The organism is Mycolicibacterium chitae, assembly GCF_900637205.1.
In the GTDB taxonomy this organism is placed as follows: domain Bacteria; phylum Actinomycetota; class Actinomycetes; order Mycobacteriales; family Mycobacteriaceae; genus Mycobacterium; species Mycobacterium chitae.
The window spans coordinates 1,921,526-1,938,332 of sequence record NZ_LR134355.1 but is presented as its reverse complement, the minus strand read 5'-3'; the positions used below and the strand labels follow the sequence as shown (position 1 = coordinate 1,938,332).

At 70.3% G+C, this 16,807-nt stretch carries 12 protein-coding genes and 2 pseudogenes; 13 read left to right on the top strand and 1 reads right to left on the bottom strand.

What is annotated here, in order from left to right:
• Positions 1 to 69: 69 nt before the first annotated feature.
• The 8 genes from EL338_RS09120 to EL338_RS09085 all read left to right on the top strand — a co-directional run bounded on the left by EL338_RS09120 (position 70) and on the right by EL338_RS09085 (position 9,415).
• On the top strand, positions 70 to 1,776 hold the full coding sequence (locus tag EL338_RS09120) for a VanW family protein (RefSeq protein WP_126333469.1): 1,707 nt from the start codon (positions 70 to 72) through the stop codon (positions 1,774 to 1,776).
• A 93-nt stretch (positions 1,777 to 1,869) separates the two neighbouring features.
• On the top strand, positions 1,870 to 3,270 hold the full coding sequence (locus EL338_RS09115; protein ID WP_126333468.1) for a PE-PPE domain-containing protein: 1,401 nt from the start codon (positions 1,870 to 1,872) through the stop codon (positions 3,268 to 3,270).
• Between the two features lie 71 nt (positions 3,271 to 3,341).
• Positions 3,342 to 4,856 (top strand): ABC transporter substrate-binding protein, encoded by a 1,515-nt coding sequence (locus EL338_RS09110; RefSeq protein WP_126333467.1) that lies wholly within the window; start codon positions 3,342 to 3,344, stop codon positions 4,854 to 4,856.
• Positions 4,853 to 5,806, top strand: a complete 954-nt coding sequence (locus EL338_RS09105; protein ID WP_435404898.1) for an ABC transporter permease — start codon at positions 4,853 to 4,855, stop codon at positions 5,804 to 5,806. Before EL338_RS09110 ends, EL338_RS09105 begins: the two co-directional genes overlap by 4 nt.
• Entirely contained in the window at positions 5,803 to 6,675 is an 873-nt protein-coding gene (locus EL338_RS09100; RefSeq protein WP_126333466.1) for an ABC transporter permease, read from the top strand. The genes EL338_RS09105 and EL338_RS09100 overlap by 4 nt, the downstream gene beginning before the upstream one ends.
• Positions 6,672 to 8,270, top strand: coding sequence for a dipeptide ABC transporter ATP-binding protein (locus EL338_RS09095; protein WP_126333465.1), 1,599 nt, complete (start codon positions 6,672 to 6,674; stop codon positions 8,268 to 8,270). Before EL338_RS09100 ends, EL338_RS09095 begins: the two co-directional genes overlap by 4 nt.
• 12 nt (positions 8,271 to 8,282) lie before the next feature.
• A complete protein-coding gene (locus EL338_RS09090) occupies positions 8,283 to 9,047 on the top strand; it encodes an SDR family NAD(P)-dependent oxidoreductase (RefSeq protein ID WP_126333464.1) in 765 nt (254 codons plus the stop codon).
• A 14-nt stretch (positions 9,048 to 9,061) separates the two neighbouring features.
• The gene (locus EL338_RS09085; protein WP_126333463.1) at positions 9,062 to 9,415 is read left to right on the top strand and encodes a hypothetical protein; all 354 of its coding nucleotides are present in this window, start codon (positions 9,062 to 9,064) and stop codon (positions 9,413 to 9,415) included.
• Positions 9,416 to 9,426: 11 nt separating this feature from the next.
• Here EL338_RS09085 and EL338_RS09080 read toward each other — a convergent pair whose 3' ends face one another.
• Entirely contained in the window at positions 9,427 to 9,789 is a 363-nt protein-coding gene (locus EL338_RS09080) for an ArsR/SmtB family transcription factor (RefSeq protein ID WP_126333462.1), read from the bottom strand.
• A gap of 334 nt (positions 9,790 to 10,123) precedes the next feature.
• Here EL338_RS09080 and EL338_RS26825 point away from each other — a divergent pair.
• The 5 genes and pseudogenes from EL338_RS26825 to EL338_RS09060 all read left to right on the top strand — a co-directional run.
• Positions 10,124 to 10,858 (top strand): annotated as a pseudogene (locus tag EL338_RS26825) (HAD-IC family P-type ATPase); the annotation flags it as partial.
• Positions 10,832 to 11,807 (top strand): annotated as a pseudogene (locus EL338_RS26820) (HAD-IC family P-type ATPase). The pseudogenes EL338_RS26825 and EL338_RS26820, both read left to right, overlap by 27 nt.
• Positions 11,808 to 11,969: 162 nt before the next feature.
• Positions 11,970 to 13,247 carry a sensor histidine kinase gene (locus EL338_RS09070; protein WP_235666494.1) on the top strand — a complete coding sequence of 426 codons (1,278 nt, stop codon included), beginning with the start codon at positions 11,970 to 11,972 and terminating at the stop codon, positions 13,245 to 13,247.
• Between the two features lie 164 nt (positions 13,248 to 13,411).
• Entirely contained in the window at positions 13,412 to 14,461 is a 1,050-nt protein-coding gene (locus EL338_RS09065; RefSeq protein WP_235666493.1) for an esterase family protein, read from the top strand.
• Between the two features lie 140 nt (positions 14,462 to 14,601).
• Positions 14,602 to 16,776: a molybdopterin-dependent oxidoreductase gene (locus EL338_RS09060; protein ID WP_435404928.1), complete on the top strand. Its 2,175-nt coding sequence runs from the start codon at positions 14,602 to 14,604 to the stop codon at positions 16,774 to 16,776.
• The last annotated feature ends 31 nt before the right edge of the window (positions 16,777 to 16,807 follow it).

Genomic DNA, 16,807 nt, shown 5'->3' with positions numbered 1-16,807 from the left:
CCACTCCATAGAATGTGAAGTCAAACCGGCTGCGGGCAACCTCGGCCCGAGGATGTCGAGGTGTCCAGCATGCTGGCGATAGGCGCCCCCAAGGGCCCTGGTGTCAGAGGGCGCCGGCGCCGTCGGCTCTATTTGACCGTCAGCTTCCCCCTCGTCCTGGTGGCGTCGCTGTATTTCGCCGATGTGATGTTGACCTCGGGAAAGGTGTCCCGCGGGGTCACCGCCGCCGGCGTTGAGCTCGGCGGACTGACCCCGGTGGCCGCCGAGCAGCGGCTCACCGAGGTCGTCGGCCCGCGCGCCGAGGAGCCGGTGCCCGTGACCCTGGGGACCGCCGAGGCCGAGGTGGACCCGCGGTCGATCGACCTGACCCTCGACGCCCCCGCCACCGTCGCGCAGGCGGGCCCGCAACCGTTGAATCCCTTCACCCGATTCACCTCGCTCTTTGCCGAGACCCCGATCGACGTCGTCTCGTCGGTGGACGCAGCCGCCCTGACCGAGGCCCTCGAAAACCTCGGGGACACCGTCGCCGAGGATCCCGTCGAGGGCTCCGTGCGATTCGTCGACGGCGAACCCGAGGCCGCGCAGCCGCAACCCGGCCGCCGACTCGACGTCCCGGCCGCCGCCGAGGTGTTCACCCGGGACTGGGCGACCGGCGACACCGTGGACCTGCCGATGGTGGAACGCCCCGCGCGCACGACCAGCGCCGAGATCGAGTCCGCCCTCAACGACGTCGCCATCCCGGCGGTGTCGGGGCCGGTCACCGTCGACGGCGACGACGACACCCGGGCCGTCATCTCCGAGGACGTCATCGCCGAAGCGCTGACCTTCCGCACCGAGGACGGCCGCCTGGTGCCGGAGATCGACGAGAACGTGATTGTCGAGGAGTTGCGCCCGCAGCTGGCAGAGTCGGAGGTCCCGCGCCGCGACGCCGACATCGACTTCGCGGCCAGCCCGCCGGTCAAGGCGCGCGAGCAGGCGGGCCGCACCGTCGACTACGACGCCACCCTGACCGATCTGCTCTCGATGCTCACCAGCACCGACGACCGCGAGATCACCGCCGAGTACGTCGACGAGCCGGCCACGTTCACCTTCGCGGAACTCGAGGCGCTCGGCCCCATCGAGGTCATCGGCGAGTTCGAGACCAGCGGCTTCTCCGGGGACTCCGGTCGCAACATCCGCCGCGCCGCCCAGCAGATCGACGGCATCGTGGTCCGGCCGGGAGAAACGTTCAGCCTCAACGACGCAACCAATCCGCGCACGTTGGCCGCCGGCTACGTCGAGGCCGGCATCATCCAGAACGGCAGGCCCGCGCGCGGGGTCGGCGGCGGGGTCTCCCAATTGGCCACCACGCTGTACAACGCCTCGTACTTCGCCGGCATGGAGGACATCGAGCACCACGAGCACAGCTACTACATCAGCCGCTACCCCGCCGGCCGGGAGGCGACGGTGTTCGGCGACGTGCTCGACGTGAAGTTCCGCAACGACGGTCCCACGTCGGTGCAGATCCAGACCCAGTGGACCTCGAGCTCCATCACGGTGCGCCTGGTCGGCATCAAGCGCTACGAGGTGACGTCGTCGCAGAGTGACCGCAGCCGTCCGACGAGCCCGCGGACCGTGCGGATCCCCGCCGGCGAGGCGTGCAGCGCCAGCAACGGCGGGCCGGGATTCACCATCACCGACACCCGCACACTGCGCGACATCACCACCGGACAGACCCGCACCGAGCCCCGCACGGTGGTCTACGACCCGATCCCCCGGGTGGTGTGCGGCGGCTGAGCCCCCACGGCAATCAGGCGATCCCGGTGTGGACTCAGCAAATTGTGCCGTAGGATTCGGCGCATTCGCTTTGTGCACTTCTGGGGGTTTCGGGTGGGGAAATCGTGTGGTCGGCATCGCGCTCAGCGCAGCCGTCGTTGGTCGGCGGGCGGCACCGCGGCCACGGTGGCCGCGGCCGGCGTCGCCGCGACGGTCGTCGGGCTGACGCCGACGCTGGTGGCGAGCCCGCAGTTGCTGGCGCAGACGTACTACCTGCGCGGCACCAACATCGGCGACGAGCCGACCGACGCCGAGTTCACCGCCTTCATGGGGCGGGTGTTCGCCGGCACCGCGACGGTGCCGCCCAGCGGTCCCCCCACCAAGATCGACTACAACGCCGGTTTCTGGCCGGTGTCACACGGCGGACTCGACGACCTGAAGTGGGATGCGTCGGTGTCCCAGGGCGCCGCGCTGCTGGCCGATGAGCAAATCGGCGACGGTGACGTGGTCTTCGCGTTCTCCCAAGGTGCGGTGGCGGCCTCGAAGTACAAGGGCGAGCATGCGAACACCGGCGCGACGTTCGTCCTCGTGGAGAATCCCAACCGCGCCAACGGCGGTGTCCTGTCGCGCTTCGCCGGGCTGAAGATCCCGATTTTGGATGTCACGTTCAGCGGGGCCACCCCCGACAACGGGGATCTGACCCTCGACATCGCCCGCCAGTACAGCGGTTGGTCGGACTTCCCCACCTATCCGCTGAACCTGTTGGCCACCGCGAACGCGGTGCTGGGCATCGTCTATCTGCACGGTCCGACGCAGCGGGTCGAAGATCTGGAAGCGCAACTCGCCGCGATTCCCACCGACGACCCCGACTACTACCAGCAGCACGGCAACACCACCTACTACCTGATCCCCACCGATCGGCTGCCGCTGCTGCGCCCGTTCGGTGGCATCGTGCCCGAACCGATCCTGGTCGCCCTCAACGAGCCGCTGCGGGTGCTGGTGGAAACCGGTTACGACCGAACCGATTACAGCACCCCGACCCGCGCGCAGCTGCTCCCGAAGATCGACCCGGTCGAGCTGACCCGTGACCTGGCCGACGCCACCGCGGCCGGCGTCGCGAAAGGCCTTGCCTCGGCCGGGATTTCCCCCGCGCCCGCCGCCACCGCGGACCAGGCACCGGATTCCTTGGCGGCGCCGGACCTCGGCGAGCGCAGCGAGGCACAGCAGGCGGCGACGACCCTGACCGCCGACGATGACGCCGGTGCCGGAGCCGGCGGCGGCGGCGAGACCGCGGAGACGCCCGCCGCCCGCAAGGCACCCGGGGCCAAGCTGCGCAAGGCCCTGCGCGACCTGGCCCCGAAGATCGGCGCCACGGCGGAACAGCGAGCCGAACGTAAGGCCGAGCGCGCAGCCAAACGCGAGACCGAGCGCGCCACCGCATCCGAGCAGTCCGAGGATCGGTCCGCGCCCGAGTCGGACGACAAGTCCGAACCCGCCGACCGCGAGGCGGGTTGATTCTTCCGCGCCCCGGGTACAGGCTTGTTCGGGCAGCCGAGAAAGCGACCCGATAAGGCCGGGTGATGAGGATGGGGCGACGAGCGGTCGCGCTCTGCGCTGCTCTGATCCTGCTCTTGACCTCGTGCGCCACCGGGAACCGCGTGGACCTCGGCGGCGGTGCGTCGAGCAACCTCATCGCCGGGATCGCCGGCGAACCCGACCAACTCGACCCGCACAAGACGACCGCGTACTTCTCGTTCGAGGTGCTCGAGAATGTCTTCGACACCCTCGTCGAACCCGACGCACAGTTGCGGATGCAACCGGCGCTCGCGCAGTCCTGGGAGACCGCACCGGACCAGCTGAGCTGGACGTTCCACCTGCGCCCCGGGGTGCGGTTCCACGATGGACGACCGTTGACCGCCGAGGACGTCGTGTACTCCTACCGCCGCATCATCGACGAGAAGCTGGCCAACGTCGACAAGTTCAGCGCCGTCACCGAGGTGTCGGCCCCCGACCCCGCCACCGTGGTGATCAACCTGAGCCGACCGACCCCCAACCTGCTGACCAACCTCGGCGGCTTCAAGGGGATGGCGATCGTGCAGCGCGAGAACGTCGAAAGCGGTGCCATCGCCACCCATCCCGTCGGCACCGGGCCGTTCGCGTTCGCGGGCGCCAAGAGTGGCGACTCCATCACCCTGAGCGCCAACCCCGACTATTGGGGCGGCGCCCCGCAGATCACCGGCGTCACCTACCGCTTCATCTCCGAGCCCTCCACCGCGCTGTCGGCGCTGCAGGCCGGCGAAATCGATTGGACCGACTCGGTTCCCACTCAGCGGGTCGAGCAGCTGCGCGGCGACGATTCGATCCGGCTCGAGGTCACCCCCAGCAACGACTACTGGTATCTGGCGCCGAATCAGGCCCGCGAACCCTGGAACGACGTGCGCGTGCGGCGGGCCATCGCCTACGGCATCGACCGGCCCTCGATCCTCACCGCCACCAGCTACGGCACCGCGGCCGCCAACCAGCTGGCGATCCCGGAGGGCAATCCCTGGCACACGCCGTACGACCGGTACCGCTTCGACCTCGACGAGTCCCGGAAGCTGTTGCAGGAGGCGGGGACCCAGCCCGGCGAGTTGGACATGCTGGTCACCAACGAGTATCCGGAGACCATCACCGCCGCGCAGATCATCGCCGCCAACCTGGCCCCGCTGGGCTTCACCGTCCGGATCCGGACCGTGGACTTCGCCACCTGGCTCGACGAGCAGAACCGCGGCAACTTCGACATGCTGATGATGGGCTGGCTGGGCAACATCGACCCCGACGACTTCTACTACGCCCAGCACCACACCGACGGCACGAGCAACGCGCAGAAGTTCTCCGATCCCGAGGTGGACCGACTGCTGGACGCCGGCCGGGTGGAGACCGACCCGCAGGCCCGCCGGGAGATCTACGCGCGGGCGGCCACCCGGATCGCCGACGAGGTCAGCTACATCTTCTTGTACAACCCGTCGGTCATCCAGGCCTGGAATCCCGAACTGAGCGGCTACGAGGCCCGCCGCGACGGCGCGATCCGGTTCCGCACGGCCCGATTCGGGGACACGTGACGCCGCTGCTGAGGTTTCTGACCCGGCGGGTGCTGTATTCGCTGGTGGTCCTGTTGGGCGTCCTGGTCCTAGTGTTCGCGCTGGTGCATCTGGTTCCCGGCGACCCGGTCCGCATCGCGCTGGGCACCCGCTACACCCCGGAGGCCTACGAGGCCTTGCGCACCGCCAGCGGGCTGGATCGGCCACTGCTGCAACAGTTCTTCGGCTACGTCGGCTCGGCGCTGCGCGGCGACCTGGGCGTGAGTTTCCGCAACGGCGATCCGGTGACGGTGACACTGCTCGAGCGGCTGCCGGCCACGGTCTCGCTGGGCCTGGTCGGCATCGTCATCGCGCTGCTCATCGCGATTCCGCTCGGGGTGTTCTCCGCGCTGCGGGAGGGCCGGCTCAGCGACGGGATCATCCGGGTGACAAGCCAATTCGGGGTGTCGGTGCCCGATTTCTGGATGGGCATCCTGCTGATCAGCCTGTTCTCCACGACCCTGGGCTGGCTGCCCACCTCCGGTTACCGGCCGCTGTTCGACGACCCGGCGGGCTGGCTGCGGCACATCGTGCTGCCCGGCCTGACGGTGGGACTGGTCGCCGGCGCCATCCTGACGCGCTACGTGCGTTCGGCGGTCCTCGAGGTCGCCGCGATGGGCTACGTGCGCACGGCACGGTCCAAGGGCCTGTCCCCCGCCGTCGTCACGAGGCGGCACATCATGCGCAACGCACTGGTCCCCATCCTGACCATCACCGGGATCCAGCTGGCGACCATCCTGGGCGGGGTGATCGTCGTCGAGGTGGTCTTCGCCTGGCCGGGTCTGGGCCGGTTGGTGTTCAACGCGGTCTCGGCGCGCGACTATCCGCTGATCCAGGGCGCGGTGCTGCTGATCGCGGTGCTGTTCCTGCTGATCAATCTCCTGGTCGACGTGTTGTATGCGGTGGTGGACCCGAGGATTCGGCTGTCATGAACCAACGCGTGTCCCCGTGGAAGTTGCTGCTGACCAACCCCATCACCGCGCTGAGCGTCGGCGTGCTCGTCGTCGTCGCGGTGATCGTGGTGGGCGCCGGCTGGCTGGCCCCGTACGGCATCAACGACATCGACGTGCCGAATGCGCTGCAGGGCCCGGGCCTGACGCATTGGTTCGGCACCGACGAGCTGGGCCGCGACGTGCTGTCCCGGGTGCTGGTGGCCATTCAGGCCTCGATGCGCATCGCGGTGATCAGCGTGACGTTCGCGGCCGTCGTCGGCGTGGCGATCGGCCTGCTGGCCGGATACCGCGGCGGCTGGCTGGATGCGGTGCTGATGCGTGTGGTCGACGTGATGTTCGCCTTCCCGGTACTGCTGCTGGCGTTGGCGATCGTGGCGATCCTGGGCCCTGGCGTCACCACCACCACGCTGGCCATCGGCATCGTCTTCACGCCGATCTTCGCGCGGGTCGCACGGGCCAGCACACTCAGTGTGCGCACCGAGCCCTACGTCGCGGTCTCGCGGACCATGGGCACCGGCGACGGATACATCCTCGGACACCATGTACTGCCCAACATTTCGGGACCGCTGATCGTGCAGACCTCGCTGTCGCTGGCGTTCGCGACGCTGTCCGAGGCCGCGCTGTCGTTCCTGGGGCTCGGCATCCAGCCGCCGCAGCCGTCGCTGGGCCGGATGATCTTCGATTCGCAGGGCTTCGTCACGATGGCGTGGTGGATGGCGGTGTTTCCCGGCGCGGCGATCTTCGTCATCGTGCTGGCGTTCAATCTGCTCGGCGACGGGCTGCGCGACGTGCTGGATCCCAAGCAGCGCACCCTGATCGAGGCGCGGCGGGCGGGGCGGGTCCGATGAGCGCGCCCGTGCTGAACGTCACCGATCTGCGGGTGCGCATCGGTAGGCGCGAGATCGTCGGCGGGGTGTCGATGTCCGTGGCGCGGGAGCAGACCCTCGGCATCGTCGGCGAATCCGGTTCCGGCAAGTCCATGACCGCGCTCGCGGCCACCGGTCTGCTCGACGCCCCCGGTGCCGTCGTCACGGGCAGCGCCGTGCTGGCCGGGACGCCGCAGACCCAACTGGTCGGCGCGTCGGCGCGGGTGCTGCGTGGTGTGCACGGCGGGCGCATCGGCTTCGTGTTCCAGGACCCGGGCACCTCCCTGAACCCGCTGCTGACGCTGGAGCGACAGATCACCGAATCGCTGGAGGCCCACCGGGGTTCGACCCGGCGCGGGGCGCGCTCGCGGGCGCTGGAATTGCTGGAGGCCGTCGGCCTGCCGGATCCGTCGGCGCGGCTGCACTCCTACCCGCATCAGCTCTCCGGCGGGCAGCGCCAGCGGGTGATGATCGCCATCGCACTGGCCTGCGATCCCGAACTGCTGATCGCCGACGAGCCCACCACCGCCCTGGACGTGACCACCCAGGCGCAGATCATCGACCTGGTGCGGGAGTTGCAGCGCGACTTCGGCACCGCCGTGGTGTGGATCAGCCACGACCTCGGGGTCATCGGGCAGGTCGCCGACGACGTCACGGTGTTGCAGGCGGGCGAGGCCGTGGAGCAGGCGCCGGTGCTCGACGTGTTCGACCACCCCCGGCAGCCCTACACCCGCGAACTGCTCGAGGCGCGGCCGCTGATCGGCGCCGACGGGCCCCCGCCCGTGGCCGAGGCTCCGGTGCTGTTGGAGGTCGCCGGCCTCGACGTGACGTTCACCGCCGAGACGCCGCGGGGCCGCTCCGATGTGCGTGCCGTCCAGGATCTTTCGTTCCGGATCCGCCGCGGCACCACCCTGGGCCTGGTCGGCGAATCCGGCTCGGGCAAGTCGACGGTGGCCGCGGCGCTGACCACCCTGGTGCGCCCCGCCGCCGGCACGGCGACGCTGGACGGCGTCGACGTGGCCGACCGGTCGATGCGCCGGCGGATCAGCATGGTGTTCCAGGATCCGTTCTCGTCGCTGAACCCGCGCCGGACGGTCGCCGCCGCGATCGCCGAGCCGCTGCGGGTGCACGGGCTGGCCGACGGCAAGCGGGGCCGCGCCGCCCGGGTCGGCGAGCTGCTCGAACTCGTCGGGCTCACACCGGAATTCGCGTCCCGCTATCCGCACGAGCTGTCGGGCGGTCAACGGCAGCGGGTCAGCATCGCCCGCGCCGTGGCCGTCGAACCCGATCTGCTGATCCTCGACGAGTCCACGGCCTCCCTCGACGTCTCGGTGCAGGACCGGGTGCTCGACCTACTGGCCGACCTGCAGCGCGACCTGGGCCTGACCTATCTGTTCATCGCCCACGACCTGGCGGTCGTGCAGCGGATGAGCCACGACGTGCTGGTCCTGCGCGACGGGCGCGCCGTGGAGTACCGGCCGGCCGCCGAGTTGTTCGCACACCCCGACGCCGACTACACCCGCGCGCTGCTGGCGGCGGTCCCCCCGGCGCGTCCGCGCGGCGCCGGCGCGGCATGAGAAGGTGCAGCGATGACTTCGTATCAGCCCCTGGGGTACCAGCCGCTGGCCGGCAAGGTGGCCCTGATCACCGGCGTCTCCTCGGGACTCGGCGCGGCGACGGCGAAACTGTTCGCCGAGCGCGGCGCCACGGTGTTCGGCATCGCCCGCGACGCCGAGCGGATGGCCGCGGTCTTCGCCGATGTCCCGGGCGGTAGGCACGCCTCGTTCGACATCGGCCGCCCGCAGGCGTGCCGCGACGCCGTCGAGCAGTGCGTGGCCGAGTTCGGTCGCCTCGATGTGCTGGTGAACGCCGCCGGGTACCACCAGATGCGGCACACCCTGACCATGACCGATCAGGACTGGGACGACGACCTCGCGGTCAACCTGACCGGACCGTTCCACCTGTGCCGGGCCGCCCTGCCGCACCTGCTGGCCGCCGGCGGCAACATCGTCAACGTGTCGTCGGTCGCCGGCCTCGAGGGCGAGGTGTACTCGTCGGGGTACTGCGCCGCCAAGCACGGCATCGTCGGCCTGACCCGCGCACTCGCCGTCGAGTTCACCGCCGAGCGGCTGCGGGTCAACGTCGTGTGCCCGGGCGGGATGTCCACGCCGCAGGTCACCGAGTTCGCCGCGCCCGAGAACGCGGACTGGAACCTGATCATGCGCATCGCCGCGCCCCGCGGAATGATGGACCCGGTCGACGTGGCCAAGGCCATCGCGTTTTTGGCCAGCGACGACGCCGCGGCCATCCACGGTTCGGTGTACCGAGTCGACAACGGCAAGGGCGCCGGCTGAGTAGCCTCGTGCCCATGGCAGCGTCGCGAGGTGTCGTCCGTTCCACAGCGACCGAGGCCAGCGCCGGGTTGGCCGGGTCGGTGGCCACCGCCCGCAGTGCGGGTGTCGCGGGCTCGGTCGCCACCGTCACCAGCGCCGGCGTCGTCGGCTCGGTGGCGACCGCCAGCAGCGCCGCGATCGCCGTCAGCGCCATGACCACGCTGTCATTCGCGATCCTCGGATGCATCGGCTGCGTGGGCTGTTTCGCCTGCCGCACGTGTGTGGCGTGTCTGGGCTGTGCCCGCTGCACCAACTGTGTCGGCTGCGTGGGCTGCTACAACTGCTCCGGCCTGCGCAACGCCGTGGGGCAGCGCAACGTCCACGTGTGACGAACCGCGGGTCAGCGGGCCTTCGCGGTTTCGGCGTGGCCGGCGTCGAAGTGGTCGGCGTCGAAGTGGTCGGCATGGAACAGGGCGTGGCTCAGCAGTCGCTGGACGTGCTGGTCGGCCGCCGAGTAGTAGACGAAGGTACCTTCGCGACGGCCCTTGACCAGGCCCGCCAACCGCAGCTTGGCCAGGTGCTGGCTGACCACCGTGGGCGCGACCTCGGCCAGTTCGGCCAGGCACGCCACTGACGACTCACCCTGCAGCAGCGCCCAGAGCACCCGAATCCGGGTCGGATCGCTCAGCATCCGGAACGTTTCGGCAGCCAGGTGCACCTGCTCCTCGTTCGGCATCTGGAAGTCCGGCAGCGACGTGTGCATGCCACCAGCTTACTGAGTGATCGTCTGCTCAGCTGCATTCGTACCTGCGTGCATTCGCAGGTACGCTTCCAAGGTGGTCATCGAAACGCCAGCGCTCGCGCCCGCCTCCGCCGTCGATCGCGGGCGGCGATCGAGCGCCTGGGAGCTCCCCGAGGTCCGGTGGGCGCAACTCGCCGCAGCACTGTTCCTCGTGGGCCTGCTCGCGCAACTGGCCGGCGCGCCCGCTCCGGTGTACTGGGCGTTGTACCTGGGCTGCTATCTGTCGGGCGGCTGGCAACCCGGGTTGGCGGGGCTGAAGGCTCTGCGGAACAAGGTTCTTGACGTCGATCTGCTGATGGTGGTCGCCGCGGTCGGCGCCGCGGCCATCGGACAGGTCTTCGACGGTGCCCTGCTCATCCTCATCTTCGCCACCTCGGGCGCCCTCGAGGCCGTGGCCACCAAGCGCACCGAGGATTCGGTGCACGGCCTGCTGGATCTGGCCCCCGAGACCGCGCAGCGGCTCACCGAATCCGGTGCGGAGCAGACGGTGGACACCGCGACGCTGGACGTCGGCGACGTCCTGATCATCCGGCCTGGCGAACGCATCGGTGGCGATGGCGTCGTCCTGGCCGGCGCCGGCGAAGTGGATCAGGCCACCATCACCGGCGAACCGCTGCCGGTAACCAAGCAGCCGGGCGACGAGGTCTTCGCCGGCACGGTCAACGGCACCGGCACCCTTCGGGTCCGGGTGTCGCGTCCGGCCGCCGACATGGTGATCGCCCGCATCGTCGCGATGGTCGCCGAGGCCAGCGCGAGCAAGGCCAGGATGCAGTTGTTCATCGAGAAGGTCGAGCAGCGGTACTCGGTGGGCATGGTCGCCGCCACCGTCGCCCTGTTCACGATCCCGCTGCTGCTGGGCGCGGACCTGGAGTCGACGCTGCTGCGCGCGATGACGTTCATGATCGTCGCGTCGCCGTGCGCGTTGGTGCTGTCCACGATGCCGCCGATGCTCTCGGCGATCGCCAACGCCGGCCGGCACGGGGTACTGGTGAAATCCGCGGTGGTGCTCGAAAAGCTCGGCACCATCACCCATGTCGCGCTGGACAAGACCGGCACCCTCACCGAGGGCGCCCCGCGCCTGGTACAGATCCGGCGGCTGGCCGGTATCGGCGCCACCGAACTGCTCAGGCTCACCGCTTCCGCCGAGCACCCGTCCGAGCACCCCGTGGCCCGCGCCATCGTGACCGCCGCGCGGGACGCCGACCTGGCGCTGGAGCCCGTCGCCGAGTTCAGCTCCGCCCCCCGGGCGCGGCGTCCGAACTCGCCTCGGCGACAAGGTGATCGAGGTCGGCAGCCCCGCCCTGCTCGGCGCCGACGACGCGCCGGCGCGGGAGATCGTCGGCGAGTTCGAGCGAGTCGGCCACACGGGCGTCGTCGTCCGCATCGACGGCACCGTCGTGGGTGTGCTCGGGCTGACCGACCGGGTCCGCGACGACGCCGCGGACGCGGTGGCCGACCTGACCGCGCTGACCGGGGCCCGGCCGATCCTGCTCACCGGCGACAACTCGCGAGCGGCGGCGACTCTGGCCGCCCAGTCGGGCATCACCGACGTCCGCGCCGAGTTGTTGCCCCAGGACAAACTCGCGGCGGTCACCGACCTGCAGGCGCACGGCGGCCGGGCCATGTTCGTCGGTGACGGGGTGAACGACGCGCCGGCCATGGCCGCGGCCACCGTGGGGGTCGCCATGGGCCGCACGGGCTCCGACCTGGCGCTGGACACCGCCGATGTCGTCATCACTCGCGACGATCTGTCGACCCTGCCGGCCGTCGTCGCGATGGCGCGCCGGGCGCGCCGGTTCGTGATCGCCAACCTGACCATCGCCGCGACGTTCATCGTCGTCCTGGTGGCGTGGGACCTGTTCGGGCATCTACCGCTACCGCTCGGAGTCGCCGGCCACGAAGGCTCCACCATCCTCGTCGGGCTCAACGGTCTGCGGCTTCTGCGCGGCGCGGCCTGGCCGGCGAGCCGAGAGCGGTGACTGCCCGACTCGGCGTTTCGCCGCAGATCAGCGCCCACCAGGTGAGGCAAGATGGCCAGCATGAACGCAGCGACACCACCGGCCGAATCCAAGGGCGTCCTGGTCTGGCTGTTCGGGCTGCCCAAGCGCATCCTGTCGCTGCGCACCATCGTGATCGCGGCGATGGCCGGGGTGATCGGCACCATCCTGATCATCGGCGGGTGGGTCTGGTTCGGCATCATCAACGACCAGTACAGCCAGCTCGACCGGCGCCTGGACTCGGTGAGCAGCCTGGGCGACTTCAGCAACATCCTCACCGCGCCGCCACCGTCGGCCGCCGATGACCCGCTCGAGGAGGGTGACCTGGTCCGCACCGCGCGCATCGGGCGGGTGACGGTCTCCACGCCCAGCAACGTGGTGCTGCCCGAGTTCGAGGACGGCTACACCAACACCACGATCGACGGCGTCGACTACCGGGTCCGCACCTTCCAGGTGGGGCCCGCGTCCATCGCGCTGGGTTCGCCGCTGCAGGAGACCCAGGACCGGATCGACGCGCTGCACACGCGGGTCATGCTCATCTGCGGCAGCCTGATCCTCACCACGCTGGTGGTGGGCTGGGTCATCTCGCTGGTGATGATCACCCCGTTCCGTCGGTTGGCCCAGCAGGCCCGCGCCATCAACGCCCAGTCCACGCCCGACGAGGTCCAAGTGCGCGGCGTGTGGGAGGCCGTGGAGATCGGCGAGGCCGTCGAGGGCATGCTCGACCGGATCGGCAAGGAGCAGGAACGCACCAAGGCCGCCCTCGAGTCGGCCCGCGACTTCGCCGCCGCGGCCTCGCACGAGTTGCGCACCCCGCTGACCGCGATGCGGACCAACCTCGAGGTGCTGTCCACCCTCGACATGCCCGCCGAGGCGCGCCAGGAACTCGTCGGCGACGTGATGCGCACGCAGAGCCGCATCGAGACCACGCTGTGGGCCCTCGAGCGCCTCGCGCAGGGCCAGCTGACCACCGCCGACGACTTCGTGCCGTGCGACATCACCGAGATCCTGGACCGCGCCGCGCACGACGCCGAACGCAGCTACCCCGATCTGCAGGTGTCGCTGGCCGCCACCACCACGGTGCTGATGGTCGGTCTGCCGGCCGGGTTGCGGCTGGTCATCGACAACGCGATCGCCAACGCGGTCAAACACGGCGGGGCCACCGAGGTGCGCCTCGATGCCATCAGTTCGGCCACCGGGGTGCAGATCACCGTCGACGACAACGGGTCCGGGGTACCCGAGGCCGAACGCGCCGAGGTGTTCGAGCGGTTCTCCCGCGGGTCGACGGCCTCGCGCTCGGGTTCGGGTCTGGGGCTGGCGTTGGTGGCCCAGCAGGCCGAGGTGCACGGCGGCACCGCGCGCCTCGAGCAGAGCGCGCTGGGCGGGGCGCGGCTGGTGCTGGATCTGCCGGGCGTGCAGTAACGAGAAGGTCACAGCCACCAAAGAGGTTGATAACGACGCGATCACGCGCGGCGCGCGTGTCGGGTCCGGCGGCGGTGCGCGGCTAACTTGCCGGTGTGACGGACGCACTCAGGACCACGACCCGCATGGCCACCGCCACCCTGTTGGCGGCGATGTTGACTGCGATGTTCCTCATCGTCGGGCCCGCCCCGCAGTCCCGGGCCGCCTCGCAGGTGGCCATCGAACTGCTCGATGTGCCGTCGCCCTCGATGGGCCGCAACATCCGCGTCGAATTCCTCGGCGGCGGACCGCACTCGGTGTACCTGCTCGACGGCCTGCGCGCCCAGGAGGACTCCAACGGCTGGAACATCAACACCGCCGCGTTCGACTGGTTCAACGGCTCCGGGATCTCGGTGGTGATGCCCGTCGGCGGCCAGTCCAGCTTCTACACCGACTGGTACCGCCCCGCGGCCGGGACCGCCGGCACCAGCACCTACAAGTGGGAAACCTTTCTGACCCAGGAACTTCCGGCGTGGCTGGCCGCCAACCGGGGCCAGGACCCCACCGGCAACGCGGTCGTCGGGCTGTCGATGGCCGGCGGGGCCGCGCTGACCCTGGCCATCTGGCATCCGCAGCAGTTCATCTTCGCCAGTTCGCTGTCCGGCTTCCTGAATCCGTCGAACGGCCTGTGGCCCACCCTGATCGGGCTCGCGATGAAGGATGCCGGCGGCTACAACTCGGTGGACATGTGGGGTCCGGCCGGCGATGTCGCCTGGAAGCGCAACGACCCGATGGTCAACATCAACCGGCTGGTGGCCAACCGGACCGCGCTGTGGATCTACTGCGGCAACGGCACCCCGTCGGACCTCGACAGCGGCAACGACTTCGGCACCAACTTCAGCGCGCAGTACCTGGAGAACATCACCGCGAGCACCAACAAGGACTTTCAGCAGCGCTACCTGGCCGCCGGGGGCCGCAACGCGGTGTTCCAATTCCCCACCAACGGCACCCACAGCTGGGGCTACTGGGGTTCGCAGCTGCAGGCCATGAAGCCCGACCTGGTGCGCATCCTGACCACGCCCACCCCGGCGCCGCTGCCCGCCCCCGCGCCCGCGCCCGCGCCGGGCCTGCCCGGAGCGCTGCCGCCCCCGGCCGCGGCACCGGCCGCCCCGGCGCTGCCCGCCGCGCTGCCGCCGGCGCTGCCCGTGGCCCAGCCGGTCGCCGCCATCGGATAGCCCAACTGCAGGGTACGACGGCCCGCGGGCAGTTATCGTGATCGTTACGGTAAGCCCGTTCGCAGCCTGCGGACCCGGAGAAGATTGGGGCGATTGTGCCCACCGAACAGAAGGTCACCTACTGCCGGATCTGTGAGCCGATGTGCGGCCTGATCGCCACGGTCGAGAACGACCGCCTGGTGTCGCTGCGCCCGGATCACGACCACCCGCTGTCCCGGGGCCGCGCCTGCCCCAAGGGCATCGCGTTCACCGAGGTGCAGAACGATCCCGACCGGGTGCTGACCCCGTTGCGCCGCCGGCCCGACGGCGGCTTCGAACCGGTGTCCTGGGATGTCGCACTCGACGACATCGCCGCGCGCCTGACCCGCATGCTGGCCGAGCACGGCGGTGCCGCGGTCGGCCAGTACTTCGGCAACCCGGCGGCGTTCGGCTACGCGGCCAGCATCTGGTCCGGGTTCTTCATGAAGCGCATCGGCGCCAACCACCTGTATTCGGCCGGCTCGCAGGACATCAACAGCCGGTATGTCGCCTCCGCCCTGCTCTACGGGGCGGCCACCCAGCTGCCGTTCCCGGACCTGCCCCGCACCGACTTCCTGTTCATGCTCGGCGCCAACCCGCTGATCTCACACGGCAGCGCGCTGCGCGTGCCGCGGGTCCGCGACGACCTGGCGGGCATCGTCAAACGCGGCGGGCGGGTCGTGGTCGTCGACCCCCGTCGCACCGAGACCGCCGCGGCCTACGAGCATGTCGAGGTCCGACCGGACTCCGATGCCTGGCTGCTGCTGTCGGTGCTGCAGGTCGTCTTCGCCGAGGGCCTCGAGGATCGGCGCGCCATCGCCGCGCAGTCCACCGGGGCCGAGACCCTGCGGGCGTTGTGCGCCGATTTCCCGCCCGAGGACACCGCGGCCCGCACCGGCGTGCCCGCCGACGTCGTCCGGGCGCTGGCCCGCGACTTCTGCACCGCCCGGACCGCGGTCGCCTACGGCCGCACGGGCGCCTGCCTGGGGCATCACGGCACCCTGGTGAGCTTCCTGATCGACGCGCTCAACGTGGTCAGCGGCAACCTGGACGCCCCCGGCGGCAGCCTGATGTCGCACACCGTGATCCCGCTGGAGGACATGGGCGAGAAGACCGGCGCGTTCGACTACGACACCAAACGCTCCCGGATCGGAAACTTCCCGGCCGTGCACAACACGTTCCCCGCCGCCGTCATGGCCGACGAGATCACCACCCCGGGCCCCGGGCAACTCCGCGCGCTGTTCGTGCTGGCCGGCAACCCGGTGCTCTCGGTGCCCAACAGCACCGCCCTCGACGACGCGCTGGGCAAGCTGGATCTTCTTGTGTCGCTGGACTTCTACGTCAACGAGACCAACCGGCACGCGCACTACATCCTGCCGAGCACCACCATGCTCGAGCGCGACGACCTGCCGATGGCGTTCGCGGCCTGCTGCCCGTCGGTGTACATCCAGTCCACCGAGGCCGTGGTCAAGCCCTACGGGCAGGCCCGGCAGGAGTGGGAGGTGTTCCAGGAGTTGGCCACCCGGATGGGGGTCTCCATGCTGGCGGCCGGGGCGATGGAGAAGCTCAACCCGGTGCTGCACTGGTTCGAACGGCGCGGCCTGCGATTCACCCCCCGACGGATGATGGATCTGCTGCTGCGCACCGGTCCCTACGGCGACCGGTTCGGCCTGCGCCGGAGCGGTCTGAATCTGAAGAAACTGCAACAACATCCGCACGGCATCCTGCTCGCCGAACACGCCCCGCACGGCGTGCTGCACAAGGCGGTGCGGCACAAGGGCGGCAAGGTGCGGCTGGATCCCGAGCAGATTGTCGCCGAGATCGGTCGGCTGGGACATGCGCCCGCCACCACCGCCGAGTTCCCGTTGCTGGCCATCGGCATCCGCGAGCTGAAGTCGCAGAACAGCTGGATGCACAACAGCCCCACCCTGATGAAGGGCGACCGCCGGCACCGGGCGCGGATCCATCCGCGCGATGCCGAGGCGGCGGGCCTGCGCGACGGCGGCCGGGTCCGCGTGGTGTCGGTCGACGGCGCCGTGGAGACCGAGGTGCTGATCACCGACGAGATCGGCCCCGGCACCGTCGCGATCCCGCAGGGCTGGGGGCACCGCGGCGGCGGCTGGCGGTTGGCCAACGCCAACCCGGGCGTCAACGTCAACGAACTGACGTCCAACCGGGCCGAGGACCTCGAGGTGCTCGCGGGAATGTCGGTGCTCAACGGGGTGGCCGTCCGGCTGGAGGCCGTGCCGCTGGTCGGCGACCTCGCCGCCGCGGCCAGCACGGTCGAAGCGCCATAGCGCCCGACCCCGCGCCCCGCGGCCGCCCAGG